At 71.4% G+C, this 22,749-nt stretch carries 16 protein-coding genes and 1 pseudogene; 6 read left to right on the top strand and 11 right to left on the bottom strand.

What is annotated here, in order from left to right; genetic code table 11:
* Window positions 1-109 precede the first annotated feature (109 nt).
* The 3 genes from ACFVX9_RS17890 (at window position 110) to ACFVX9_RS17900 (ending at window position 9,071) form a co-directional block, all read left to right on the top strand.
* On the top strand, window positions 110-8,125 hold the full coding sequence (locus tag ACFVX9_RS17890) for a ricin-type beta-trefoil lectin domain protein (protein ID WP_387982408.1): 8,016 nt from the start codon (window positions 110-112) through the stop codon (window positions 8,123-8,125).
* Window positions 8,122-8,520 carry a hypothetical protein gene (locus ACFVX9_RS17895; protein ID WP_380335826.1) on the top strand — a complete coding sequence of 133 codons (399 nt, stop codon included), beginning with the start codon at window positions 8,122-8,124 and terminating at the stop codon, window positions 8,518-8,520. Before ACFVX9_RS17890 ends, ACFVX9_RS17895 begins: the two co-directional genes overlap by 4 nt.
* A 176-nt stretch (window positions 8,521-8,696) precedes the next feature.
* Window positions 8,697-9,071, top strand: coding sequence for a hypothetical protein (locus ACFVX9_RS17900; RefSeq protein WP_380335823.1), 375 nt, complete (start codon window positions 8,697-8,699; stop codon window positions 9,069-9,071).
* 52 nt (window positions 9,072-9,123) lie between these two features.
* Here the strand turns inward: ACFVX9_RS17900 and ACFVX9_RS17905 are convergent, their stop codons facing one another.
* The 6 genes from ACFVX9_RS17905 to ACFVX9_RS17930 form a co-directional block, all read right to left on the bottom strand.
* Window positions 9,124-9,360, bottom strand: coding sequence for a helix-turn-helix transcriptional regulator (locus ACFVX9_RS17905; protein WP_380368776.1), 237 nt, complete (start codon window positions 9,358-9,360; stop codon window positions 9,124-9,126).
* 116 nt (window positions 9,361-9,476) lie between these two features.
* Window positions 9,477-10,445, bottom strand: coding sequence for a DUF4331 family protein (locus ACFVX9_RS17910; RefSeq protein WP_387982410.1), 969 nt, complete (start codon window positions 10,443-10,445; stop codon window positions 9,477-9,479).
* 155 nt (window positions 10,446-10,600) lie between these two features.
* Entirely contained in the window at window positions 10,601-10,786 is a 186-nt protein-coding gene (locus tag ACFVX9_RS17915) for a DUF397 domain-containing protein (RefSeq protein WP_380335814.1), read from the bottom strand.
* 2 nt (window positions 10,787-10,788) lie between these two features.
* Window positions 10,789-11,661 carry a Scr1 family TA system antitoxin-like transcriptional regulator gene (locus ACFVX9_RS17920; protein ID WP_380335811.1) on the bottom strand — a complete coding sequence of 291 codons (873 nt, stop codon included), beginning with the start codon at window positions 11,659-11,661 and terminating at the stop codon, window positions 10,789-10,791.
* Window positions 11,662-12,102: 441 nt separating this feature from the next.
* Window positions 12,103-13,242, bottom strand: coding sequence for a serine hydrolase domain-containing protein (locus ACFVX9_RS17925; protein ID WP_387982412.1), 1,140 nt, complete (start codon window positions 13,240-13,242; stop codon window positions 12,103-12,105).
* 66 nt (window positions 13,243-13,308) lie between these two features.
* Window positions 13,309-13,980 carry a DUF4097 family beta strand repeat-containing protein gene (locus ACFVX9_RS17930; protein ID WP_387982414.1) on the bottom strand — a complete coding sequence of 224 codons (672 nt, stop codon included), beginning with the start codon at window positions 13,978-13,980 and terminating at the stop codon, window positions 13,309-13,311.
* Window positions 13,981-14,426: 446 nt separating this feature from the next.
* On the opposite strand from ACFVX9_RS17930, the gene ACFVX9_RS17935 reads away from it, so the two are divergent.
* The gene (locus ACFVX9_RS17935) at window positions 14,427-15,674 is read left to right on the top strand and encodes an alpha/beta hydrolase family protein (RefSeq protein ID WP_387982416.1); all 1,248 of its coding nucleotides are present in this window, start codon (window positions 14,427-14,429) and stop codon (window positions 15,672-15,674) included.
* A 128-nt stretch (window positions 15,675-15,802) separates the two neighbouring features.
* Here ACFVX9_RS17935 and ACFVX9_RS17940 read toward each other — a convergent pair whose 3' ends face one another.
* The gene (locus tag ACFVX9_RS17940; protein ID WP_387982417.1) at window positions 15,803-16,288 is read right to left on the bottom strand and encodes a MarR family transcriptional regulator; all 486 of its coding nucleotides are present in this window, start codon (window positions 16,286-16,288) and stop codon (window positions 15,803-15,805) included.
* A gap of 92 nt (window positions 16,289-16,380) precedes the next feature.
* On the opposite strand from ACFVX9_RS17940, the gene ACFVX9_RS17945 reads away from it, so the two are divergent.
* Complete coding sequence (locus ACFVX9_RS17945) at window positions 16,381-16,737, top strand: HGxxPAAW family protein (RefSeq protein ID WP_387982419.1); 357 nt, start codon at window positions 16,381-16,383, stop codon at window positions 16,735-16,737.
* 132 nt (window positions 16,738-16,869) lie between these two features.
* Here the strand turns inward: ACFVX9_RS17945 and ACFVX9_RS17950 are convergent, their stop codons facing one another.
* From ACFVX9_RS17950 to ACFVX9_RS17960, 3 genes and pseudogenes are all read right to left on the bottom strand, one after another.
* Window positions 16,870-17,622, bottom strand: a complete 753-nt coding sequence (locus ACFVX9_RS17950; RefSeq protein ID WP_380478279.1) for a hypothetical protein — start codon at window positions 17,620-17,622, stop codon at window positions 16,870-16,872.
* Between the two features lie 213 nt (window positions 17,623-17,835).
* Window positions 17,836-18,372 (bottom strand): annotated as a pseudogene (locus tag ACFVX9_RS17955) (PadR family transcriptional regulator); the annotation flags it as partial.
* 76 nt (window positions 18,373-18,448) lie between these two features.
* Window positions 18,449-20,503: an FAD-dependent oxidoreductase gene (locus ACFVX9_RS17960; protein ID WP_387982421.1), complete on the bottom strand. Its 2,055-nt coding sequence runs from the start codon at window positions 20,501-20,503 to the stop codon at window positions 18,449-18,451.
* Window positions 20,504-20,687: 184 nt separating this feature from the next.
* On the opposite strand from ACFVX9_RS17960, the gene ACFVX9_RS17965 reads away from it, so the two are divergent.
* Entirely contained in the window at window positions 20,688-21,947 is a 1,260-nt protein-coding gene (locus tag ACFVX9_RS17965; RefSeq protein WP_380478274.1) for an FAD-dependent monooxygenase, read from the top strand.
* Between the two features lie 69 nt (window positions 21,948-22,016).
* Here the strand turns inward: ACFVX9_RS17965 and ACFVX9_RS17970 are convergent, their stop codons facing one another.
* On the bottom strand, window positions 22,017-22,592 hold the full coding sequence (locus ACFVX9_RS17970; RefSeq protein ID WP_063349770.1) for a TerD family protein: 576 nt from the start codon (window positions 22,590-22,592) through the stop codon (window positions 22,017-22,019).
* Between the last annotated feature and the right edge of the window lie 157 nt (window positions 22,593-22,749).

A 22,749-nucleotide genomic window follows, 5' to 3' on the forward strand; every position in this document is an offset into this window, starting at 1 on the left:
CTTCGATCGAGCCATTCAAAACAATGCATATCTCTTGAGAGAGTCTTTGATGAAACGACGGTCTCGGGCCTCGTCCGCTTTTGCGGGCGGGGCCTTCTCTACGCGTCGGATGCGCCCCGTATCAGCGCTCCTGACGCTCGGCCTGCTGGTGCAGGCCGGTGTGGTGGTGGACGCGGTGACGGCCGCTCCGGCCACCGCCGCACCCTCACCCGCCACTCCGCCCGCCGCTCCGGCCACCGAGGCACCTGACGAGGCTTCGGCGCTGCTCTCGGCCCGGCTGCAGAAGCGGCGGATCGAGGTCACCAACGCCCGGACGGAGTTCACCACCCTGTGGGCGAACCCGGACGGCACGCTGACCTCCGACCGCTCCACCGGGCCGATCCGGATGAAGGTCGGCGAGGCCTGGGTGCCCGTCGACACCACGCTGGTGCAGACCCCGGACGGCAAGGTGGCGCCGAAGGCGCACCCGGGCGGGGTGGTCTTCGAGGGCGGCGACGCCGGGGTGACGGTCGGCGACAGCCTGCCGGGCGCCGCGATACCGACGGCCGCACCGAGCACTGCTCCGGCCACGGCTCCGAGCGCCGCGGCCACCACTGCGCCGGCCACTGCGCCGGCCACTGCGCCGGCGACGTCGCCCAGTGCGATACCGACGGCCCCCGCTTCCGCGTCCCCGTCGTCGTCCCCGTCGTCGTCCCCGTCGTCGTCCCCGTCCGCCTCGGCTTCGGCTTCGGCTTCGGCTTCGGCCGAAGCGAACCGGGCCTCCCGCAGCGGCGCCCGCGCCGCCGCCCCGGTCCCCGCCGAGCGCGAGCTGGTCAAGATCGGCTCCGGTGAGCAGCAGGTCAAGTTCGGCTGGCTGGGCAAGCTGCCCAAGCCCAAGCTGGAGGGCAACAAGGCCACCTACGTCAACGCCCGCCCCGGCGTCGACCTGGTCCTCGAAGCCACCCGGACCGGTTTCGAGCAGTTCCTGATCGTCAAGGACCGCTCCGCCGTCGCCCAGACCGGCACGGTGACGCTCCCGCTGGACACCACCGGGCTCACCGTCTCGCCGCAGCAGGACGGTTCGATCCAGCTGCTCGACAAGGCGACCGGCAAGGCGACGGTCAAGATCCCGACCCCCGTCATGTGGGACGCCGCGGTCGATCCTGCCTCGCAGGAGCACCTGAACCGCGGCGCGGTGACGATGGAGGTGCACGGCCAGGGCGCGGACACCGAGCTGGTGTTCACCCCGGACGCCGCCTTCCTCGCGGACCCGAAGACCCAGTTCCCGGTCACCATCGACCCGGTGGTGGACGTCGGCACGACCTTCGACACCTACGTCCAGACCAACGAGAACATCGACGCCTCCGCGTCGACGGACCTCAAGCTGGGCAGCTACGACGGCAAGGTCGTGGCCCGGTCGTTCCTGACCGTCCCGGGCGGGTCGTTCAACGGCAAGCAGATCCTGGGCGCCACGCTCAACCTCGCCAACCATCACTCCTCGTCCTGCATCCCGAAGCAGTGGGAGGTCTGGAACGCGCCCGGCGCGGCCTGGTGGACCCGCTGGGGCAACCAGCCCGCGATGGAGCGCAAGTGGGCCACCTCGAACGACACGTACGACGTGGCGAACGACGGTGACACCCACGACTGCTACGCCTCCGACGGCACGTTCTGGGCCAAGGCCGACGTCACCGAGATGATCCGGTACTTCGCCGGGTTCGGTCACAACGAATACGGGTTCGCCCTCAAGGCGGCCGACGAGTCGAGCAACCTGTCCTGGAAGAAGTTCAGCTCCGCCGAGGGCTACTGGCCTCCGTACCTCTCGATCACCTACAACACCGTCCCGGCCACCCCGGCGACGGTGGAGGTGCAGCCCTCGCAGCAGGGCAACCCCCGCTACACCTCGGACGCGAACCCGCGCTTCCAGGTGCAGGCGGCCGACCCCGACGGCGACCCGCTGAAGGTCTACCTGGACCTGTGGCGCGGCGGCACGTTCATCGGCAGCATCGTCCGGGACACCCCGAACGGCGCGATCGCGACCGTCCGCCCCTCCGACTACGGCATCGCCAAGCTCGACGAGGGCGTGCAGTACACGATCTGGGCCATGCTCGACGACGGCAAGTCCCGCTCCGGCTGGGTCGGCACCAACGTCATCGCCGACACCGTCAAGCCCGGTACTCCGTTCGTGAGTTCGGCGGACTACCCGGCGGACGGGCTCTGGCACGGCACCGCCAACCAGGCCGGGTCGTTCACCTTCTCCCCCGCCCCGGGCACCGACGACACCGCGGCCTACGTCTACACCCTGGACGGCGGCACCCCGGTGACGGTCGCCGCCACCGGCGCGCTGACCACGTCGATCACGCCGACCACCGAGGGCCGGCGCGTGCTCAGCGTGCAGTCCAAGGACCGCGCGGGCAACCTGTCCCCGCCCGCGACGTACACCTTCCAGGTCGGCCAGGCGGGCATGAGCTCGCCGGTCAACGGCACCCAGTCCGCGAAGCGCGTCAAGCTCGCGGTCGACGCGCAGGCGCAGTTCCAGCGCGTCGTCTACCAGTACCGCCGTGGCCCCGGCGCCGCGGAGTACAACGTCCCGCGCACCAACCTGACCAAGGCGGACAACACCGCGGTCACCGAGGACAAGCCGCGGCTCGCGGACCTCGGCCCGCACGCCAACTGGAGCGTCCTCGACACGCTCGGCCAGGTCGGCGGCGTCGTCCAGGTCCGCGCCCTCCTCTTCCCCGAGGACGGCTCCGGCAACGGCTACGCCACCGTCTGGAACACCATCACGGTCGACCGCAACGCCGACGGCGCGACCGGCGCCAACATCGGCCCCGGCTCGGTCAACCTGCTCACCGGCGACTACTCGACCGACGTCACCGACGCCGACGAGCGCGGTCTGTCGGTCAAGCGCACTGCCTCCTCACGTGACCTCGGCCGCGGCTGGCAGCCCCAGGGCGAGCGTCTGACGCTCAACCAGCGCCAGGTCGGCACCGACCTGACCGGCTTCACCGCCGGACAGGCGACGCTGTCCCGCTCCACGGTCCGCGGCCACGACAACTCGCCCGACTCGCTCCTGGTCGTCCCGGCCGGCTCCGGCTGGGACTCCTTCGCCGCGCTCGGCCCCGAGTACACGCTCGGCCAGGGCATGCAGCCCGGCAAGACCTACCGGCTCACCGGCTGGATCTACGTCCCCGGCGCGACCGGCCTGGACAACCCGCTGGCCAACCGCGGCCTGCGGATGGTCGGCGTCTACCGCACCCCGGCCGGCTACGGCGAGACCGCCTCTCCGAAGGCGTCGTTCACCGACGGCTGGCAGCAGCTGACGCTGGACCTGACGGTGCCCAAGGACGCCACCGAGGCCTGGTTCCGCCTCTACAACGGCAACACCGCCGGCAGCGGCAAGGAGGTCTTCTTCGACGACCTGTCGCTGAAGGAGATCGTCGCCCCGTTCGGCCCGCAGTGGGCCGGCGGCCCGGACGCGGGCACCGGCTCGGACTACCGGGCGCTGTCCTTCCCGCAGTCGGACCTGGTCGAGATCAAGGACAACGACGACACCTCGCTGACCTTCGCCAAGGGCACGGACGGAACGTTCTTCCCCGAGCCGGGCGCCGAGTCGCTGTCGCTCAAGGCCGTTCCGGCCAAGTCCGGTGCGATCGTCCTGTCGACCAGCGGCCAGTGCCTGGAGGTCCCGAACGGCGCGGCCGGTAACGGCGCCCGGCTGCAGCCCGCTCCGTGCACGGGCGCGTCGAACCAGCAGTGGACCCGCGGCGACGACCTGACCCTGCGCCTGCTCGGCTACTGCCTGGACAACCCCTGGGGCCAGACCGGCAACGCCACCCCGCTCACGCTGTGGGGCTGCAACGGCGGCGACAACCAGCAGTGGGAGGTGCGCACCAACGGCACGGTCATGAACCGCCACTCGGGCCAGTGCCTGGACGCCGACAAGGGCGCCTCGATCTGGGTCTGCTGGGCCGGCCCCAACCAGGTCTGGGACATCCAGACCGCCGGCACCGCCTACGAGCTGAGCGAGCTGGACGGCTCGAAGACCGTCTTCGCCCGCCAGGCCGGTTCGAACATCTACCAGGTGGTCAGCGAGACGGGGCCCGACGCGGCCTCGACCACCCGCTACCAGTACGACACCACCGACGGCCGCTCGCTCGTCAAGCGCATCGTCCCGGCCGTCGAGCCGGGCATCGACGACGTCAACGGCTGCACCGTCGACCCGCTGCCGCGCGGCTGCGAGGTGATGGAGTACGACTACGCCAAGGTGACCACCGCCACGGCCGCGACCCCGGGTGACTACCTGGACCGCGTCCGCGGGGTGAAGGTCTGGACGTGGAACCCGGCCACCTCCAAGCAGGAGGCCGTCGAGGTCGCGCACTACTCGTACGACGACTGCGGCCGCCTCACCCAGGTCTGGGACCCGCGCCTGGCCACCCCGCTGAAGACCGCCTATGGCTACGACGACGCCGGCCGGGTCACCCGGATCGGCAGCGCCGGTGAGCTGCCGTGGAACTTCGACTACGGCAAGGCGGCGGCCGACCAGGACCCTGGCCGTCTCCTCAAGGTCCGTCGCGGCATGCTCGCGCCGGGCAGCAAGGACCAGGTCACCGGCGAAGCCGCATCCAGCGTCGTCTACGACGTGCCGCTGACCCGCGGCGCCGGCGGTCCGTACGACCTGGCGGGTGCGGACGTGGCCAAGTGGGCGCAGACCGATGCGCCGACCGACGCCACCGCCGTGTTCGGCCCCGAGGACGACCCGGGCACCAACACCGCCTCGGCCGCCAAGCCGGGCCCGGACGCCTACAAGTCGGCCTCCATCCACTACCTCAACGCCTCCGGCAATGTGGTCAACACCGCAATCCCGTCCGTCACCCCCGGTGGTGACATCGACACCAAGGAGTACGACCGCTACGGCCATGTCGTGCGCGGTCTGGGGGCGGCCAACCGCTCGATCGCGCTGGGCACGTACCCGGATGCGGACAAGTTCGCCGCCGAGCTGAACCTCCCGGCGGACTCCGCCTCCCGCGCGCGCCTGCTCGACTCACGTACCACGTACTCCGCCGACGGCCTGGACGTGACGGAGACGCTCGGTCCGGTCTACCGTGCCTCGCTCGCCGAGCAGGTCAACGGCCAGACCAACCCGGCCGTCGTCACGGCCGAGGCCGAGAAGCTGCCGCAGCTCGGGACCAACGCCAAGGTCCAGATCGACAACGACTGCTGCGGCGTCACCTGGTCCGGCGGTGCCCAGCTGGGCATCCGCGGCACGGCGGCGGGCGCGTTCGACGCGATGCGCGTCACCGTTCCCGAGGAGGGCGAGTACGTCCTCTCCGGCCAGCTGACGAAGAACAGCGACCACGGCGTCATCCAGTGGGCGATCGACGGCAAGGACGTCGGCCAGCGGATCGACACCTACAGCGCCAGCGGCGCAGTGGCCCCGTACACCACCGGCGCACCCGTGAAGCTCACGCGCGGCGACCACGAGCTGAAGCTCACCGTGGTCGACACCAACGCGGCCAGCGGCGGCGAGCGGTTCCACACCGGCATCGACACCGTCACCCTCACCAAGGCGACCGTCAACCCGACGCTCGCCGCCGGGACCCCGGTCGTCGCCCGCGACCACAACACCAACACCTACGACGAAGGGAAGCCCGACGGCCAGACCTACCACCTGGTCACCACCGCGACCGACGGCGCCCGCATCGACGGCTACGCCGACGACGTCGAACTGCGCGTCACCAAGACCGGCTACGACACGCCGATCGGCGGCACCTCCGGTTGGACGCTGAAGGCGGCCACCTCGGTGACCACCGACGCACTCGGCGCCAAGCTGACCGCCTACGTCAAGCTCGACGCCTCCGGACGGGCTCTGGAGTCCCGCAAGCCGGGCTCCACCGGCAATGACGCCGGGACGGTCAAGTCGGTGTTCTACACCGCCGGAACCAACCCGGACGACGCCGCGTGCGCCAACCGCCCGGAGTGGGCGGGCCTGCCCTGCGTCACCATGCCGGGCGGCGCCGTCACCGGGGCGGACGCCTCGCGGATGTCCACCACGCTGCCGGTGAAGCGGGTCACCCGCTACTCCGCGTTCAACGAGCCTGAGGAGACGACCGAGACCAACGCGGGCAAGTCCCGCAAGACCGTCACCGTCTACGACGGCCTGGACCGGATCGTCTCGACCGAGATCACCTCGGACGAGGGCAAGCCGCTTCCGAAGGTCACCACCGAGTACGACCCCGCCACCGGCGACATCGTCAAGACGACCGCCGGCGGCAAGTCGCTCACCCGCGTCCTGGATGCGCTCGGCCGTCTGATCTCCTACACGGACGCCGACGGTGCCACCACCACCACCGAGTTCGACCGGTTCGGCAAGCCGGCGAAGGTGAGTGACCAAACCGGGTCCACCACCTACGCCTACGACCGGGCGAAGGAGCCGCGCGGGCTGGTCACCTCCGTGACCGACAGCGTGGCGGGCGAGTTCACCGCCAAGTACGGTCCGGACGGCCAACTGGTCGAGCAGACCTACCCCGGCGGGATCGTCCGCAAGGACACCTTCAACGCCGTCGGTGAGGCCACCGGCCGCACCTACACCCGCACCTCGGACAACACGGTGGTCTGGGCCCAGACCACCGACATGTCCACCCAGGGCCAGGTCGCCAAGGACACCAGCTCCACCGCCACCCGCTCCTACCAGTACGACCGGCTCGGCCGGCTGGTGAAGGCCGAGCAGACCACGGTCGCGGCCGGCTGCGTCACCCGCCAGTACGCCTTCGACGCCCACTCCAACCGCCTGTCCAAGCAGACCTCCCCGCGCGGGGCGGCCGGCGAGTGCAGCACGGCCGGGGCCACGGCGGAGAACCACACCTACGACAGCGCCGACCGGCTCACCGACCCCGGCTTCGTCTACGACGCCTTCGGGCGCACCGTGAAGACGGCCACCGGCGCGACCAACACCTACTGGGCGAACGACCGCGTCGCCGCCCAGGAGAAGGGGGACACCAAGCAGGAGTGGGCCGTCGACGCCGCCCACCGCCTGACCGCGTTCACCACCAGCAAGAAGCAGGCCGACGGCTCCTGGGCCAACGCCACGTCGAAGCTGAACCACTACAGCGACGACTCCGACGAGGTCCGCTGGACCGTCGAGGACACCGCCCAGGGCACCCTGACCCGCAACGTCTCGGGCCCGGACGCCGATCTGACGGCCACCACCAGCAAGACCGGTGACGTCCAGCTCCAGCTGACCAACCTGTTCGGCTCGGTGGTCGTCACCACCGATACCGCGCTGACCAAGCCGGTGGTGCTGGACTTCGACGAGTTCGGCATCCCGCAGGACGGCCAGGCCAACGTCCGCTACGGCTGGCTCGGCGGCAAGCAGCGCTCCGCAGAAGCCCAGGACGGCGACATCCTCATGGGTGCCCGCCTCTACAGCCCGGCCCTCGGCCGCTTCCTCCAGATCGACCCGGTCCCCGGAGGCAACGCCAGCCCGTACGACTACTGCACCGGCGACCCGGTCAACTGCACCGACCTCGACGGCAACTGGGGCATGCCCAAGTGGTTGAAGAAGACGGTCGAGGTCGTCGCCAAGGTCGCCGAGGTCGCCGCCTACATCCCCGGCCCCATCGGCGCGGTGGCAGCAGCCGTCTCCTCGGTCTCCTACGCAGTGGCCGGGGACACGGCGAAGGCCGCCGAGATGGCGGTGGTCGCGGTGGCTCAGGTCGTCGGCGGTGGAGCCGTTGCCAAGGCCACCATCACAGCGGTGAAGGCCGTACGGGCCGCGGCTCGGGTGGATCGGATAGCGACCAAGGCCAAGGTGGTCTACCGATACGCGCGGATCCAGAACACGGAGGCCAAGGCCCGCTACGCCAGCAAGTTGGCCGACAAGTACAATGGCGGCAAGAGCCGGGTGATCGTCGAGGGCCGGAAGACGAAGTGGTACTACGACCTTCGTGGGAAGACCCACACCAACAAACTCGGTGGCGGGAAGACCGAGAAGGTCCCGACCCCGCACAAGGTACCGAGCTACCGCGAGCCCCGGGCACCGAGCGGCTGGGGTCCGCTCCAGCGGAACAACACCCAGCGCATGACCTGGCGTGACATCGGACGAGCCCAGTTCCATCTGATGAAGCCGAAGAAGAAGGGAATCAAGTGAAGGCCCGATTCAGCGGTCTGGAGGCATGGGAGGCCCCGGGCGACTACGTCGAGCTCGACGTGCCGGGCGGCTTCATCGACCTCCACAACGACTGCGAGCTTCACGGCGTCGCCCTGGTGGGCTACCCCAAGGCGACGGTGAGCCTGGAGTTCAGGCACCCGACCCGCGGTCGCTTCGCGCTGGAGTTCCACGACGCCGGCGAACTGGTCATGCAGCAGACCGCGGTGAGCTCGGACGGCTGGCAGGGTGACCCTCCGGAGGAACCGGACGGGATCGACACTGTCACGTACTACGAGTACGGGGCCGACCTGCCACCGGTGTTCGAGATCGTCGCCTCCACGCTCCGGCTGAAGTTCCGGGCCTGGGAGGTGGCGCTGCGGCCGCTCGCGGCGTAGCACCGAACTGAGGGAGCCCCCGGCCTCCGCGATCGGCCGAGAGCCGGTCGCGGGGGCCGTTCCACGTTCTGCCGTGGCCGGTCACCGTGGCGCTGGACGCACCTGGTAGAGCGGGAATCGACCTGCAGAGTGGAGGCAGTTGGATGGGACAGGAAGGACTACCCCCGGGGTGCTCGGTGGAGGATCTCGTGGCGGCGGCCCATCGGTCCGGGCGGTTCGCCGGGATCGAGGCGGTCGAGGTCGCGGCCGAGCCGAGGCTGGTCGACCTCCATCTGGAGGCCCTGTCCGGGCACGAGTATCTGGTGATGTTGAGGGAAGACCTCGGCGAAGCCAGAGTTCTCTACGAGGACTACGTGTTCGACGGCGTCCCCGCCCATCGGGTCCTGGATTTCGTGGACCTGGTGGCACGGGGTGAGGTCGACCTCTCGCCCACGCGGTTCGGGCGGCAACTGGTCCTGCGGGTGTCCCTGCCCGAAGGGACCTGGGCCGATCGGCGCCGATTCGCCGACGATCTCTCGGATTGGGAGAAGAGCGTCATCGAACGTCGCTGACGGTGGGAGCGGACATGCACCAGCCGCAGGGGCCCTGCCCGTCCTGAGCCCCTCACGACTCCACGTTCAGCGCCCGGGAGAGGGCGGTGAGGAGGGGGAGGGTGGGGGCGGCGTGGCCGGCTTCGATGGCGCGGATCTGGGCGTCGGTGAGGTCGGCGCGCTTGGCGAGGTCCGCGATGGAGAGGCCGAGGGCGGTGCGGCGCTCGCGGACGGCGCGGGCGAGGGCGCCGGCCGGGTCGCCGTCCGGGTGGGCGGGGAAGTCCTCGATCAGTGGGCGCGCGCGGTTCACCGGACCTCCTCATTGCCGGGCGGGGGCGCACAGCCTGACACGTGATCACAGCGGGAAGTGCGAAGCGGCGGTCAAGGATTCTTGACCGCCGCTTTGTCGTCCGGCCACTTGACTCGCTACTTGACGGGGTGCGGGTGGCCGAGGTGGGGGAAGACGGGGAGGACGTCGGTGTGCGGGGGGATGTGGTCGCTGGTGATCTTGCCGCCGGAGACCATGGTGAGGCGGGCCGAGGTCACGTCGTCGACGAGGGTGCGGCCGTTGGGGTAGGCGGCGGGGCGGGAGCGGTCGTAGCGGAGGATGTCCGGGAGGACGAGCTTGAGGGCCTCGGTGGCGGCCTCGGTGGTGTAGTCCCCGGTGTGCTGGAGGACGGCCGTCCAGGCCTCGCGGTAGGTGTCCCAGTCGTCGGCCGGCTCGCCCGCGTTGTACGCGTCCTTCACCTCCTCCTTGTTGAAGTAGGCGGTGAGGGAGGGGTGCGCGCCACGGTCGACGGAGACGAGCCGGCCGTCCTGGCGGAGGCTGACCCGGGCCCAGACGCCGATCGTCGGGTCGGGGCCGAGGTCGGTGTCGGGGACTTCGAGGGCGATGCCGAAGACGTTGGCGTCGGCCATGGCGTCCTTGCCGGTCCAGGTGAAGTCGTTGACGATCCCTTCGAGGTCGGCGAAGAAGGGATCGCTGCGCAGGCCGACGGAGAGCTTGCGGCCGTTCGCCTCGATGACGTCGGGCGCGTCCCCGAAGGCGACCGGGGCTTCGGAGAACAGGACGTCCCCGGTGGGCTCGTGCTTCTGCGCGGCGGCGCCGGTCGCCCGGTGGACGGTGACGGTCTGGGCGCCGGTGTGGGTGGGGGCGGAGAAGGTGAAGGAGTAGGCGACGTCGGCGCGGTGGTCGCCGTCGGTGTCGATGTTGATGCGGTACACGGCGTCGGGGTGGAACTCGGCCGCCTGGGTGGGGGCGTAGGGGTTCGCGTTCATGATCAGGACGGTCCGGCCGGGCGCATCGGCGGCCGGGAAGGCGAACACGTCGGTCAGGTCGAGCCGCGAGTCGCCTCGGGGCGAGCGGAGGTTGGGGCCGCTGAGGTGATGGGACATGGGACCGTTGGTAGCAGCCCCCACCCGACACCGGCCCGACGACACCCGCATTCCACCCGCCCGTCCGCCGATTGGCCGTCATCTCCCGACGGACCCCCGACGGTACGCCGACGGCTCGCCGCGCGGAAGCGGCGAGCCGTCGGGAGAAGGCTGAATCAGACCTCGGCGGCCGCAGCGAACGCCACGAACGCCTGCCACGAGGCTGGCTCGAAGGCCAACTGCGGGCCGCTCTTGTCCTTGGAGTCACGCACGTGGACCACACCAGGCGTCTCAGCGACCTCGACGCACTGAGCCTCCTCGTTCGTGCTGTAGCTGCTCTTGAACCACGCCAACTCGGACATGCTCACCGCTCTCCCAGGATCATCTCGATCAGGGCCAGGGACTCCCTCAGGCCCAGGGCCTGTGCCCTGATGCTGCTGTACCGTGCGGCCATATTACGGACTTCCACCGGATCCGTGATCAACCGGTTCACGTGCTGCGCAGCCGCATAGGCGACCTGCGGCCGACCGGGAGGGGTGAGGATCGTGAAGGAGCCGCCCATGCCAGCGTGGTTCATCCGGTCGAGCGGCATCACCTGGAGCTCGGGCCCTCGCACCTGCCCCACCTTGAGGAGATGCCGGAGCTGCTCCGCGTGGACGTCCCACCCACCCAGGGGTCGACGCAGCACGCTCTCGTCTACCACCCACGTCACCACCGGCAGGGGCCATCGGGTCAGGATCTCCTGCCGAGCCAGCCGCGCCGCTACCCACTCATCGATCTGCTCGGGAGAGAGCAGCGGCCGCCGCATCTCGTACAGCGCCCGAATGTAGGCCTCAGTCTGGAGAAGCCCCGGGATGACCATCGTGCTGTACTCGTGGATCTCAACGGCCCGGCCTTCCTCGGACGTGAAGGCCCTTGAGGAAGCCGGGTGCCGCTCGCTGATCCGAATCTTCGCCTTCATCACGTCGTCCGCGACGACCAGCAACGCGCCGCCCGCGCCGAGGACTTCGTCCGCCTTCGTGAGGATCTCGACTCTGGGCGTCCGCTTGCCGCGCTCGACCGCTCCCAGCTGGTCCTCGCTGTACCCGAGCTTTTCAGCCAGCTCACGCTGCGTCAGCCCGGCCCGCTCCCGGAAGTGCCTGATCAGCTTGCCCACCGCAGCGTAAAACTCCGCAACTCCATCGGAGTTCTCCACCGTCTCGCCGTCATCGAAGACCGTGCGCTCGACGCCACCCACGATAATCACCCACCCGTTCGACCGACTGATCCGGGCCGACCTGCGGGCCAACCCTCCGCATTCGAACCAGCACTCTCGGTGCTCGTCGAATCCACGGCCAGCGTACGTCCAGGGCGCTGCGGGTTTTCCCGCGCCAGTCGAAGTCCCCCTCGACGGCCCGCGCCACCATCTCCAGAGCGCAACAATCTTCCGACGCATAGGCAGATACCAACTCCCGTTTCGGGAAAGGAACTTGCCTGACAAGGAACTGCATTACGCCACGCCGCTTCACCATCGCGGAGCGCGACGCTAACGCGACGACGCCGACCACCTTCCGGAGCGCGGCTTCGCGCTTCACCACCACCTCACCACCGCTGCGCGCCGGGGCACCACCCCTTCAGCGAACGGAGTGGGAAGTCGGGCCTGTCGACTTCCCACTCCTCACGCCGAAACCGCACGCCGTCAGCCCTCGGCCCGCACACCGCTGCCGCCGCCGAACACCGCCGTGATGAGCCGGTCCAGCGCCTTGGGGAACTCCTGTGCCGGGTCGGATGCGGAGTCGCCGGTGGTGAGCCCGGCGGTCAGGGTCTTGCTGCCGTCGGGTGTGCCGATCATCAGTGCCCCGTAGCCGCCGGGGGCGCCGCCGTTGTGGTGGACGATGGTGCCGCCGTCGGGGCCGAGGTCCTGGATGAACAGGCCCAGGCCGTAACCGAGCATCCCGTGCGGCGTGCGCATCTCGTCCAGCAGGGGGGCGGGCAGGAGCTTGCCGCCCAGGAGTGCGGCGAAGAACGTGTGGAGGTCCCGGGTGGTCGAGATCAGGTCGTCGGCGCCGACCAGGAGGGAGAGGTTCTGGCGGGCGACGTCGACCAGCTTCCACTGGTCGCCGTCCTGGTAGCGGTAGTAGCCGTGGGCGTGCGGCGCGGGGAGCTCCGGCGAGTCGCCCGGCACCACGGTGTCCCGCAGTCCGAGCGGCCGAAGGATCCGCCGCTGCATCTCCTCGGCGTACGGGCGGCCGGCGGCCTGCTCGATCAGGAGCACGGCCAGCGTGTAGTTGGTGTTGGAGTAGCTCTGGTCGGTGCCCGGCTCGAACCGTGCCGGCTTGGACAGGGCGAACTGCACGAGCTCCTCGGGCCGGTAGCTGTGGAACCGGTTGTCCACCCACTCCTTGCCCATCGCGGGGATCCCCGGCACGAACGTCCCGTCGGGTTCGAGGTCGCCGGTGTAGCTGGCCAGGCCGCTGGTGTGCTGGAGCAGCATCCGCACGGTGATCCGCCGGTCCAGCCCGAACTGCGGCAGGTGGTCGGCCACCGGGGTGTCCAGCCCGGTCGCGCCGTCGGCCACCAGGTGCAGCACCAGGGTCGCGACGAAGGTCTTGGTGGTGCTGCCCACCCAGAACTTCCCGTCCACCGACGGCTTCGCGGCCTCGCCCAGCTTGCGCACCCCGGCGCTGCCGACCCACTCCCCGTGCTCGTCGTGCACGCGCAGCTGTATCCCGGCGAAACCGGCGTCGACGAACTCCTGGATGGCTTGCTGGAGCTCCGGGCGGTCCTGACCTGCGGCGTCCTCGACGGCGATCTCGGCGGCGTGGCGGGATTCACTCATGGTTGTTCCTTGTCTCGCGATCGGAGTGTGCGGGTGCGGGCTGGGGCTCGGGCCGGGGCTGGGGCTTCAGAGGCTGCGGGCGGTGATGTCGCCGTAGGCGGTGGTCGCGTGGATGCTCAGGCCGGCGGCGGCGCCGTCGGTGTTCTTGAGCGTGTTGTGGATCCGGCCGTAGGTGGCGCCGGCGTCCAGGGAGGCGGAGACGCCGCGGGCGGCGCCGACGGACACGTCGCCGGCCTCGGTGCGCAGCGTGATCGCGCCGTGCACGGCTTCGGTGATGTGGATGTCGCCCTTGGCGGTGGTGATCTCGGCGGGGCCGTCGAGGCGGCCGACGGAGATGTCGCCGGCGAGGACTGCGAGGTGGGCGCCGGCGGTCTCGTCGAGCTTGACCGAGGCCTGCGCGCCTTCGAAGGTGACGTCGCCGAGGCGTCCGACGCCCCGGAGTTCGGCGCTGGCCGTCTTCGCCTGGATGCGGGAGCCGGCGGGCAGTTGGACGGTCACCTCGACGGTGCCGGACTGGCCGAGGATCCGGTTCTCGGCCGCCGCCGCCTCGATCCGCAGGACGCCGTCGGCGTATTCGACGGTGGTCCGCTCCGCCGCCTTCACGTCGCGGCTCTTCGAGGCGTCGGCGGGCAGGACCTCGACCGTGGTGTCGGCCCGGTCGGCGGCGATGAGCCGGATGCGCCCGGCGGGGATGTCGAGGACGGCGGAGACCGGGGCGGGGGTGGCGAACTTCTGCATGATGCTCTCCTGTGGCTCGTTCTTTCTGACAACGGAAACGCTACGTTGCCTTCACGCTTCACGGCAACAGGCATGTTGCGCACAATCAGCATCATCGCAGGTCAGAATCTCATTATCGTTGCAACAGTTACGGATTTAACGCAACGTCAGTCACGCCATCCGTTGCGTTGGATTGAGCGTGAACGCTATGCGCCACCCCGCCCCGGCACGCCGCCGCATCAGCCCACGGATGTAAACCCCCGGGCCAATGCGCGCCGCCGCACCGTCATCCGGTGGTCGGATGTGGCCGGGTACGCCGCGATGACAGCCTTCCGTTCAGGTGCACGGAGATCCATCGGACGGTCCGTCAGGGGCGCTTCCCTGGCGGACCGGTGTCGAACGACGGCCGCACCTGCGAAGACCGCGCGCCTCGGCCCGGTTCTGTCCAGCACACCCAGGGAGGGCCCATGACCACCACGCCGTTCACGAGCCGACACGCCATGACGCGCCGCCGCCTGCTGGGGGCCGCACTGGCCGCCGGGGCCGCCGGGGCGGCCGCACCGCTCGCCCTCGCCCACCCCGCGTGGGCGGCGGGCGGGGCCGCCACACCCGGGACCGTCACCACCGCCACCACCCCCACCGGCGGCCCGGCGCGGCTCACCCTGCCCGAGCCCACCGGGCCGCACCCCGTGGGCACCGTCCCGCTGCACCTGCTCGACGCCTCCCGCCCGGACCCGCTGGCCGGCCCGGGCCGGTTCCGCGAGCTGATGGCGAGCGTCTGGTACCCCGCCCGCGAGGCCGGGGAGTACCCGCTCGCGCCCTGGATGGCCGACGGCGCACTGCGGGCGTTCCTCGCGGACACGGGCTTCGCCATCGACCCCGCCCTCGCCCCGCTCACCTCCGGCCGCGTGGGCGCCCCGGTCCACCGCGCGGGCCGCCGCCTGCCCGTCGTCGTCTACTCGCACGGCGCGCACAGCCACCGCGCCGACCACACCGTGATGGTCCAGGAACTCGCCAGCCACGGCTACGTGGTGGTCACCGTCGACCACACCCGCGACGCGATCACCGAGTTCCCCGACGGCCTGGTCCTCACCCCGGACCGGAGCATCCCGATGGGGCCGAAGGACTTCGCCGCGGACATCCGCTTCCTCCTCGACCAGGTCGACGCCCTCGCCGCCGGGCGCAACCCCGACACCGACGGCAGGCCGCTGCCCGCCGGCCTGCTGCACGCCCTCGACCCGGACCGGATCGGCATGTTCGGCTGGTCCAAGGGCGGCACGGCCACCGCCTACACCATGCTCGCCGACCGGCGCGTCCGCGCCGGGCTGAGCCTGGACGGCCCGATGCAGCCGACCATCACCACCGACCTGGACCGGCCGTTCATGATGATGACCGCCGCGTTCACCCGGGCCGGCCAGCCGGCCGTCGCCGAGTTCTGGCCGCACCTGCGCGGCTGGCGGCTCGACGTCCAGGCCCAGGGCGCCGTGCACGTCTCGTACGGCGACGACCAGGTGCTGATCCCGCAGGCCGCCAAGCTCCTCGGCCTGACCGACGAGCAGGTCCGGGACATGATCGGCACCCTCGACCCGGTCCGCGCGGTGAAGATCCAGCAGGCGTACCCGGTGGCCTTCTTCGACCTGCACCTGCGGCGCCGCCCCAGCCGCCTCCTCGACGGCCCGTCCGCGGCCTTCCCCGAGGTGACGTACCTGCCCTGAGGCGCTGCCCAGAGGCGCTGCACCAAGACGTCGCCCCGCGACGCTGCTCCACGACGCTGCACCGAGGCGCTGCACCGCGACGCTGCTCCGAGACCGTGGCGGCCGGCCCCTCCCCGGGGGGTCGGCCGCTACGGCGTTTCGGCCCGGATCTCGTCCAGCGACTCCCCCAGCACCCCCTTGGCCCGGGTGAACCAGTCGGCGATCACCGCGATCTCGTCCGGCGTGTAGTCGGCGAACAGCACGCCGATCCGCTCGTAGAACGGGCCGTAGACCTGGAGGATGCGCTGCTGCGCGTCCTCCGCCATCACCACGCGGACGCGCCGACGGTCGGCCGGGTCGGCCTCGCGGCGGGCGTAGCCGGTCTTCTCCAGCCGGTTGAGCACGCCGGTCACGGCGCCGGTGGTCAGCTGCGCGCGCTCGGCGAGGTCGCCGGCGGCCAGCGGTTCCCCGGCCATCGCGGCCTCGATGACGAAGCCGAGGCAGGTCAGGTCGGTGACGTTGAGGCCGAGCCGGGCGGCGATGTCCTGCTGGCCGAACTGCGCCAGCGCGATCATCCGGTCCATCGCGTAGAGCGCCTGCTCGGGCGTCGCCCGGGGGCGCGGCTTGCCCTTCACTCGATATCTCCTTAGCATCTAAGTTACTTAGCTCGTGAGATAAACGGCCGACCCGTCCATCCCGACCTGCCCATCACACCAAACGAGGAGCAATGAGCGCACACGGCGACCACGACATGGGGCACACCATCGCCGGCTGGACCGGCTCCGTCATCGCGATCCTCGGCTTCACCGTCGCGGGCGCGGCCCTCGTCCTCGGCTCGGCCGCCGGGCTCTGGGCCGGCGGGATCCTCACCGCCCTCGGCGCGCTCGCCGGCTGGCTGCTCCACCTCGCCGGCTGGGGCAAGCCCACCGGCCCGCGCCCGCCCGCCCACCGGCACTGGCGCACCCCCGACCCGGCCGGCCGCCGGGGCCACCCCCACTGCCTCGGCTGCCGCCTCGCCGGCCGCACCCCGGCCCCGATCCAGGCGCCGGCCCCCGCACGGGACCGGCGGCGCATCAGCGCCTGACCGGCCGACACCGCCGGCTCCGCACCCGCCCGATACAGCCCCACCAGCACCGGCCGCAACGCTTCCCCGCGCACCGCACGCCGCGGCCCCCGTCGGGCTGCCTGCCCGACGGGGGCCGTCGCGTCGTCCGGCTCAGACCGAGGTGCCCTGGGTGACGGGGGCCGTGGCGGTGGGCGGGGTGGTGCTGCCGGCGGTGGCGCCGAGGGCGCGCTGGACCTTGGCGACAGCGGCGCGGTACTGGAAGGAGGCCAGCTGGGAGGAGTCGCCGCCGCGCTGGAAGAAGCCGAAGGCCATGCCGACGGTGCCGAAGCGCTCGACGCCGACGAAGGCGTTCAGCTGGACGCCGGCCAGGGTGCCGTCGAGGCGGACGGCGGGCGCGTCCTGGCGGTCGCCGAGGGTGACCGGGGTGACGGTGAAGGTCACCGAGTCGTTGGTGCCGGCGCTGAAGGTGATGGTGTGGCAGCTCTTGAGGGCCGCGGTGGCGGCGTCGAAGTCGGTGGTGAGCTTTCCCGCGTCCTCGGCGGTCAGGGACTCGGTCACCATCGGGTTGCCGCCCGGACCGTCCAGTTCGGCCTCGGCGTGCGGGGTCTCGGGGCCGGGGATGCCGGTGTGCATGTTGATCAGGTCGCTGAGGGCGTCGCAGCCGTTGGCCGGGGACGGCATCGTACTGGGGCCGGCGCTGGGGCTGGCCGTGCTGGGGACCTGGGTGAAGCCTGGGCCGATGTCGTCGACGGTGAGCAGGGCCGCGGTGAGTTGCTCGGAGGTGGGCAGGCCCTGGGCGGGCTGGCCGGGCGTCGCGGCCGCGGCGAGGTGGGCCGGGCCCAAGGCGACCGCCGCGGCGAGGGCGGCGGCGGCGAGGGCGTGGAGCGGCTTCGGGTGGGACATGCGGGCCCCCCGGTCGAGAGTGCGGGCAGGGACAGGCACCAGTGTCCCACCGGGCCTGATACGGGGCTCGCGGGCGCGGATCACCGCAGGTCAGGCCCCCTGGTCCGGCTGGTCCGGCGGAAGCGGTCCGGGGGTTTCGAGCGCTTCGAGTGCTTCGAGCGCTTCGAGTGCTTCGAGGGTTTCGAGGGTTTCGGGGGTTTCGGGGGTTTCGAGCGCTTCGAGGGTTTCGAGGGTTTCGAGGGTTTCGGTGAGCCACTGCACCCAGAAGGCCTCCAGTCCGATGCCCGCCCGCAGCACGGCGTGCTGGAGGCGGTTCTCCCCGGCCGTCGTCTCGGCCGGGAAGTCGTGCCGCTCGATCTCCCGGTAGTCGTCCAACTGCGCGCGGTGCAGCGCCAGGTGCCGCCGCACCTCGGCCGCCAGGCCGTCCGTACCGACCACCGCGGCGGCGCGCAGCCGTAGCAGCAGCGGTTCGCGGACGGCGCGCGGCGCGGCGCCCTCGGCCGTCCAGCGGGCGAGTTCGGCGCGGCCCTCGGGCAGGACCTCGTACTCCTTCTTCTGTCCGCGGACGGGGCCGGACGGCTGGAGGGCCCGGATCTGTCCGGAGGCCTCCAGCCGGCCCAGTTCGCGGTAGATCTGCTGGTGGGTGGCGGGCCAGAAGAAGCCGATCGACTTGTCGAAGCGCCGGGTCAGCTCCAGCCCCGAGGACGGTTTCTCCAGCAGGGCGGTGAGGATGGCGTGCGGCAGCGACATGCCGTCGATCCTAGGGCGTGCCCAAGGCGTGCCCAGGTCCTGTCCGGCCGAACAGGACCCAGCGCGCAAGGAAGGGTCAGATCGCGGCGGCCAGTTCGGTGCCCTGCTTGATGGCCCGCTTGGCGTCGAGTTCGGCGGCGACGTCGGCGCCGCCGATCAGGTGGGCCTCCAGGCCGCGCTCGCGCAGCGCCTCGTACAGGTCGCGGCGCGGCTCCTGGCCGGTGCAGAGCACCACGGTGTCCACGGGCAGCAGTTGGCGCTCGCCGTCGACGGTGAAGTGCAGGCCGGCGTCGTCGATCAGGTCGTACGTCGCGCCGGCGACCATGGTGACGCCGCGGTGCCGGAGTTCGGTGCGGTGGATCCAGCCGGTGGTCTTGCCGAGCCCGGCCCCGACCTTGCTGGTCTTGCGCTGGAGCAGGTGGACGGCGCGCGGCGGTGCGGGCCGCTCGGGGCGGCGCAGTCCGCCGCGCTCGCGGTACTCCGGGTCGATGCCCCACTTGGCCTGGAACACGGCCGGGTCGAGGCTGGCCGCGTCGCCCGGGTCGGTGAGGAAGCCGGCCACGTCGAAGCCGATGCCGCCCGCGCCGAGGATGGCGACCCGCTCGCCGACGGGGGCGCCGCCGCGCAGGACGTCGAGGTAGCCGAGCACGCTGGGGTGGTCAACTCCCGCGAGGTCGGCGGGGGTTCGCGGGGTGACGCCGGTGGCGAGGACGAGTTCGTCGAAGTTCTCGGCGGCGAGCTGCTCGGCGGTGGCGGTGGTGCCGAGGCGCTGGGTGACGGCCAACTCGGCGAGCCGGGTGCGGTAGTAGCGCAGCGTCTCGTCGAACTCCTCCTTGCCGGGCACGAGTCGGGCGGTGTTCAGCTGCCCGCCGATCGCCGCGGCGGAGTCGAACAGGGTGACGTCGTGGCCGCGTTCGGCGGCGGAGACGGCGAAGGCGAGCCCGGCCGGGCCGGCTCCGACGACGCCGATGCGCTTGCGCAACCTGGTGGGCGCGAGCACGAGTTCGGTCTCGTGGCAGGCGCGCGGGTTGACCAGGCAGGAGGTGATCAGGCCGCTGAAGGTGTGGTCGAGGCAGGCCTGGTTGCAGCCGATGCAGGTGTTGATGGCGTCGGCGCGGCCGTCTTCCGCCTTGGCGACGAAGTCGGCGTCGGCGAGCAGCGGGCGGGCCAGCGAGACCAGGTCGGCGCAGCCGTCGGCGAGCAACTGCTCGGCGATTTCCGGGGTGTTGATGCGGTTGGTGGTGACCAGCGGGATGCCGACCGTGCCCATCACCTTCCTGGTCGCCCAGGCGAAGGCGCCGCGCGGCACGGAGGTGGCGATGGTGGGGATGCGGGCCTCGTGCCAGCCGATGCCGGTGTTGATGATGGTCGCCCCGGCGGCCTCGACGGCCTGGGCGAGGCGGACGACCTCGTCGAGGGTGGAGCCGCCGGGCACCAGGTCGAGCATGGAGAGGCGGTAGACGATGATGAAGTCCTCGCCGATCCGCTCGCGGACGCGGCGGACGATCTCCACCGGGAAGCGCATCCGGCGCTCGTACGGGCCGCCCCACTCGTCCTCGCGCCGGTTGGTGGCGGCGACGACGAACTCGTTGATCAGGTAGCCCTCGGAGCCCATGACCTCGACGCCGTCGTACCCGGCGCGGCGGGCGAGTTCGGCGCAGCGGACGAAGTCCTCGATGGTCTGCTCGACCTGTGCGGCGGTGAGCTCGTGCGGGACGAAGGGGCTGATCGGGGCCTGGAGGGCGCTGGGGGCGACGAGGTCGCGGTGGTAGGCGTAGCGGCCGAAGTGCAGGATCTGCAGGGCGATCTTCCCGCCGGCGGCGTGCACGGCGTCGGTGACGACGCGGTGGCGGTCGGCTTCGGCCTCGGTGGTGAGCATCGCGCCGCCCTCCCAGGGGCGCCCGGCCTCGTTGGGGGCGATGCCGCCGGTGACGATGAGGCCGACGCCGCCGCGGGCCCGTTCGGCGTAGAAGGCGGCCATCCGCCGGTAGCCGTCGGGGGCCTCCTCCAGGCCGACGTGCATGGAGCCCATGACGACGCGGTTGGGCAGGGTGGTGAAGCCGAGGTCGAGCGGGCTGAGCAGGTGCGGGTAGCGGCTGCTGCCGGGGGTGGTGCTCATCGACGCGCTCATCGACGTCTCCTGGGGGCGGCGGGGGTCGTTGTTACCGCAGGGTAGGGGACGGTGGCTCGATGTGCAACTAGTTGCATAACGGGGTCGCGGGCCGGGGCCCCGCGCTCTGCCGGTTCCCACCAACTCGCGGACATGGTCCGCGTATTGTCAGATCGATAGTGTGGGCAGCTGGGAGAGGACCGCCATGCGGGATAGCTCGATAGCCGTGATCGGCGGCAGCATCGCCGGAAGCGCCTTCGCCGGGGCCGCCGCCCGGCTGGGAGCGGACCGGATCGTGGTCCTGGAACGCAGCGAGGGCCAGCTGGAGGACCGCGGCGTCGGGATCTGCATCAACGACGACCGCTTCGACGAACTGGTCCGCGCCGGCCACCTCCACGACGGCGTCCGCCGCCACCGCCTCACCGTCCGCCGCTGGGTCACCCGGGAGACGGCCGAGGACCGCGGCGGCGACGGACCGGACGGGCGCGGGCGGGTGCTCTGGAACCAGCCGATGCCGTTCCACTCCCACCACTGGGCCGTCCTCTGGCAGGCCCTGCGCGAACGCACCCCCGACCGGATCGAGTTCCGGCAAGGCCACACCGTCACCGCGGCCGGCACCGACCAGGACGGCGCCTGGACGGCCGGCCCCGACGGCACCCGCGAACCGCACGACCTGGTGATTGGCGCCGACGGCTACCGCTCGGTGGTCCGCGCGGCGGTCTGCCCGCAGGCCCGGCCCGAATACGCCGGGTACGTGTGCTGGCGCGGCAGCTACGACGCCGCACTGCTGGCGGAGCTGCCCGGCGGGTCCGCGGCCTGGCCGGAGGACGAGTGCGCCACCGTCTGCTACCCCGGCGGCCAGGTCGTGATCTACCGCATCCCCGGGCTCACCCCCGGCAGCACCCAGGTGAACTGGGTCTTCTACGCGCCCACTCCCGCCTGGCTGCGCCTCGACGGCCCGACCAGCATCCCGGCGGGCACCCTCACCGACGGGCAGCTGGACGACCTGCGCCGGCTCGCCGAACGGCACCTGCCGCCGTACTGGGCCGCCCTGGTCACCCTCACCCCGCGCGAGCGGACCTTCCTCCAGCCCGTCTACGACCTGGAGACCCCGCGCCGCACGGCCGGCCGGCTTCTCCTCGGCGGGGACGCGGCCACCGTCGTCCGCCCGCACAACACCAGCGGCGCGGTGAAGGCCTTGCAGGACGCGCACGCCTTCGAGCAGGCCGGGCGGGCCGCCGCCGCGCACGGCGACTCCTGGCCGTCCGTGCTGGCCGCGTACGACCAGGAGCGGGGCGTGGTCGGGCGGGAGCTGGTGGAACTGGGCCGACGGCTCGGCCGGGAGCAGGTCGCCGCCGCACCGGACTGGTCGACCATGGACGAGCCGGGGATGGTCGCCTGGTGGCACGGCCAGCTCACCGGCAGCGGGGGTTTCGGCGGCCACGCCCTCGGGCGTCCCGAGTGAGCGTGGGCCGCACAGGCCCGTGGCCGCCGAAACCCCGTCAGATCACCTGCTGCGATCCACCTGCTGCGATCAGACGTTGACGCCGTAGTCGGTCGCGATGCCGCGCAGACCGGAGGCGTAACCCTGCCCTATGGCGCGGAACTTCCACTCCGCGCCGTTGCGGTACAGCTCACCGAAGACCATCGCGGTCTCGGTGGACGCGTCCTCGCTGAGGTCGTAACGGGCGATCTCCTGGCCGTTGGCCTGGTTCAGCACCCGGATGAACGCGTTGCGGACCTGCCCGAAGCTCTGCAGCCGGGCGTCGGCGTCGTAGATCGACACCGGGAAGACCACCTTCGCCACGTCGGCCGGCACCCGCGCCAGGTCGACCTTGATCTGCTCGTCGTCGCCGTCGCCGCCACCGGTCAGGTTGTCGCCGCTGTGCTCGACCGAACCATCGGGGCTGCGCAGGTTGTTGAAGAAGACGAAGTGCTGGTCCGAGACCACCTTGCCGAGTGCGTTGCAGAGCAGCGCGCTGGCGTCCAGGTCGTAGTCGGCGCCAGTGGTGGTGCGCACGTCCCAGCCGAGACCCACGATCACGGCGCTCAGACCGGGCGCCTCCTTGCTCAGCGAGACGTTGCCGCCCTTGGCCAGCGAAACTCCCACAATGCCCTCCTCGATCTCTCCCTGCGGACGAATCTACAACACTGTAGAGATCACGGGAATCCACCTGCGGTCGGGGCCCACCCCGGGGATTTCTCAGGGGCTCCACCGGGAACCACCCGCCGCCCCGGCCGCCGCACCCGCCGGGCCGAGACCCGGT

The organism is Kitasatospora sp. NPDC058243, assembly GCF_042882025.1.
In the GTDB taxonomy this organism is placed as follows: domain Bacteria; phylum Actinomycetota; class Actinomycetes; order Streptomycetales; family Streptomycetaceae; genus Kitasatospora.

Coding starts and splice junctions, on each gene's coding strand:
- ACFVX9_RS17890 (WP_387982408.1), top strand. CDS start 110: ATGCGCCCCGTATCAGCGCTCCTGACGCTCGGCCTGCTGGTGCAGGCC.
- ACFVX9_RS17910 (WP_387982410.1), bottom strand. CDS start 10,445: ATGTCCCATCACCTCAGCGGCCCCAACCTCCGCTCGCCCCGAGGCGAC.
- ACFVX9_RS17915 (WP_380335814.1), bottom strand. CDS start 10,786: ATGTCCGAGTTGGCGTGGTTCAAGAGCAGCTACAGCACGAACGAGGAG.
- ACFVX9_RS17925 (WP_387982412.1), bottom strand. CDS start 13,242: ATGAGTGAATCCCGCCACGCCGCCGAGATCGCCGTCGAGGACGCCGCA.
- ACFVX9_RS17930 (WP_387982414.1), bottom strand. CDS start 13,980: ATGCAGAAGTTCGCCACCCCCGCCCCGGTCTCCGCCGTCCTCGACATC.
- ACFVX9_RS17935 (WP_387982416.1), top strand. CDS start 14,427: ATGACCACCACGCCGTTCACGAGCCGACACGCCATGACGCGCCGCCGC.
- ACFVX9_RS17945 (WP_387982419.1), top strand. CDS start 16,381: ATGAGCGCACACGGCGACCACGACATGGGGCACACCATCGCCGGCTGG.
- ACFVX9_RS17950 (WP_380478279.1), bottom strand. CDS start 17,622: ATGTCCCACCCGAAGCCGCTCCACGCCCTCGCCGCCGCCGCCCTCGCC.
- ACFVX9_RS17960 (WP_387982421.1), bottom strand. CDS start 20,503: ATGAGCGCGTCGATGAGCACCACCCCCGGCAGCAGCCGCTACCCGCAC.
- ACFVX9_RS17965 (WP_380478274.1), top strand. CDS start 20,688: ATGCGGGATAGCTCGATAGCCGTGATCGGCGGCAGCATCGCCGGAAGC.